The organism is Agarivorans sp., assembly GCF_050295395.1.
GTDB lineage: Bacteria > Pseudomonadota > Gammaproteobacteria > Enterobacterales > Celerinatantimonadaceae > Agarivorans.
Genome location: NZ_JBNKPP010000310.1, coordinates 1 through 2678, shown reverse-complemented (window position 1 = coordinate 2678; position 2678 = coordinate 1). Strand labels below are relative to the sequence as shown.

Genomic DNA, 2678 nt, shown 5'->3' with positions numbered 1-2678 from the left:
ATACTCGAAGTGTATCTGAACATCGTCGAATTTGGCCCCGGAATATATGGCGCCGAAGCCGCATCGAAACATTATTTTGGTAAGAGTGCCGCTAAATTAACTCGTTATGAGGCGTCATTATTAGCGGCGGTATTGCCTAATCCTTGGCGATATAAAGTCTCACCGCCTTCACCCTATGTTGAGCAGCGCTCCGCGTGGATCCGTAAGCAAATGCGCCAGTTAGGGGAAGTGACGCTTAATCGTGTTCATCAGGCCGATTAACGGATAAATAAGGCTATAACTTTCGTCTTATTAATATGCCATGCGCTTTATCGTTAATATGAACTTTATCCTCAAGATGAATTAGGCTCTGAATGTAAATTTCATTTAGTTTGCTAAACGAATTTACCTTAATCGCGCAGCTTGATTCGCATCCTAGGTTAATTAATGGTAAATTAGTGCACGAATTTCCCCTTCAAATACACTCAGTCCTTTGGCTATTCCCCTCGCTAATTTTTAGCTTGTGTCGGATATTGGTTTGCCATGACGCGTGTAAAAAGGAATGACAACAGGTCAGTATTTAAATACCGGAGGTGAGTGCTTTCGGTATTATTTTTGTCACTTTGACGGTTATTAAATGGAGTTTTAGATGAAGAAGATTGTTATTGCTGCGGCAATTATTGCAGCGGGAGCAGGTGCTTATTGGTACACTCAGCATGGAACTAGCTCGAGTGCTTCGGCCAATCCTTTGCTTGATTATATCCCTGCCGACACCCCAGTATTTTCAGGTCAGTTAAAACCTTTCCCACTGAAAAACTACCTGCAATCTATTTCTGGCAATTACCAGCAATACTCTACGGATTCGTTGGCCGAATTAGGCGAATTAGATAGCCCTATGGCCAAGTTCTTTGTCAGCATCTATACGCAGTATATGGGTGGGATGAAAGATCCAACCCAATTGCTTAAGACCTTTGGTTTGCCAAATGAAGTCGAGCCTTTTTTCTATACCTTAGGTGTGATCCCTGTTCTTAAAACCAATGTGGATCAAATCGATGCATTCTGGGCTGTCTTGGATAAAGCCGAGAAAGACAGTGGTTTCACCCATGAAAAGCGCACCTTAGCGGGCGTTGATTATCGCGCTTATTCACTGGCCGAAGAAGGTTCTACTGAGAAGGTTGACCTGTTATTTGCCCATAAAGATGGCATCTTAACTGTGACCTTATCTGGCACAACGATTGAGCCAGAAATCTTAGAAATGGCCTTTGGATTAAAGAAACCGACTCAATCCTTAGCCGCTTCTGGCATGCTGAAAGACATCATCAAAACCCATGGTTTTATGGAAGACAGCATCAGCTTTATCAACCACGTTGAGATTGTTAAAGCGATTACGTCTCCCGATGGCAATATGCTAGGCAAACAGCTCACTCAATTCATGGCTGAAGAAAACCATGGTGAAGATCCGTTAGCGGAAATCCGTACTCCTGAGTGCAAAACTGAGCTAACCGCCATTGCTGCCAACTGGCCTCGTACTGTTGCGGGATTAACGGCATTTAGTTCGACCGAAAAAGAAAGCCATATGGCGGCCTCTTTTGTGGTTGAAACCAAAAATCAGGCAATCTTAACCGCATTGCAAAAAATGCGCGGCTACATTCCAACCCACTTAGCTGACATTAACAGCACTATCTTCTCGATGGGACTGGGGATTGACGTTAATGAAGTTGCACCTTCACTGACGGCGATTTGGGACGATCTGCAAAAGCCACAGTTAACCTGTGCGCCGCTTGCCGAGTTACAAGCCGAATTAAGCCAACAAAGCCCTGCGATGCTGGGTATGTTTACTGGCATGGCTAACGGTGTTAAAGGTGTGAGCCTATCATTGCTCGATTATAAGATGAGCTCTCAAGACCAAGAGCCTAAGCTTGAAAGCTTAGATGCCTTAGTGAGCTTAACGGCCGATAACCCATCAATGCTGTTCAACATGGTGAAACCTTTTGCTCCAATGCTGGCCGAACTGCAAGTTGCAGATAATGGTGAGCCTACCGATTTATCACCACTGTTAATGTTGCCGCCTGAGATGAACATCAAGCCGATGCTGGCCATTAAGGGACAACATTTAGTGGTTTACTCTGGCGATAAAGGCTTAGCGTTAGCGAATAAATTGGCTGGCGAAAAGCCATCGGCCAATAGGCTTTACAGCATGTCGGCTGACTACGGTAAGATGTTTACCCCAGTGTTAACCCTATTAGAACTGACTGGCGAGCCGATTCCTGAAGAGCTGCAAGCGCTGAAAGATTACAATATGCGCGTCCAAATGAGCTTCGATGTGAATAAACAGGGCTTAGTGTTTGGTTCAGTGATGAACTCAAAGGCGAGCGAGAAGAAGTAAGCTTTATGCCAATCGTGCATTAATTGAAAAGCCAGCTTATTGCTGGCTTTTTTGTTAATTGGCTTGGGCTAACTTAGGTTGAGAACCAAGGGGCGTATCTGTGGGTTTAGGTTTAGCGGAGCGCACTAAACTGACTAGCCCTTGCCATTCAATATCGCTGTTTTGTGGCAGCCAAATATCCGGCTCAGTGCCTTTTCCTGAAAGCAGCTCGCCTGCGGCATCATAGGTGAGTGAGCTACTAAAACGAACATCTAAATCACTGTTAGGTAAGGTCAGTTGATACTGTCTGGCAAAATCCCCCGAGGTTTTTTCA

The 2678-nt window shown here is 44.8% G+C and carries 2 protein-coding genes and 1 pseudogene; 2 read left to right on the top strand and 1 reads right to left on the bottom strand.

The annotated features are described in order from the left end of the window. Together ACQY6Q_RS18595 and ACQY6Q_RS18590 are read left to right on the top strand one after the other, a co-directional pair. On the top strand, positions 1 to 261 hold a 261-nt coding region (locus ACQY6Q_RS18595; protein ID WP_427983734.1), incomplete at its 5' end, for a transglycosylase domain-containing protein. Between the two features lie 367 nt (positions 262 to 628). Then, a complete protein-coding gene (locus ACQY6Q_RS18590; RefSeq protein WP_427983732.1) occupies positions 629 to 2365 on the top strand; it encodes a hypothetical protein in 1737 nt (578 codons plus the stop codon). Between the two features lie 54 nt (positions 2366 to 2419). Here ACQY6Q_RS18590 and ACQY6Q_RS18585 read toward each other — a convergent pair. After that, positions 2420 to 2678: pseudogene (locus ACQY6Q_RS18585) on the bottom strand (S41 family peptidase); the annotation flags it as partial.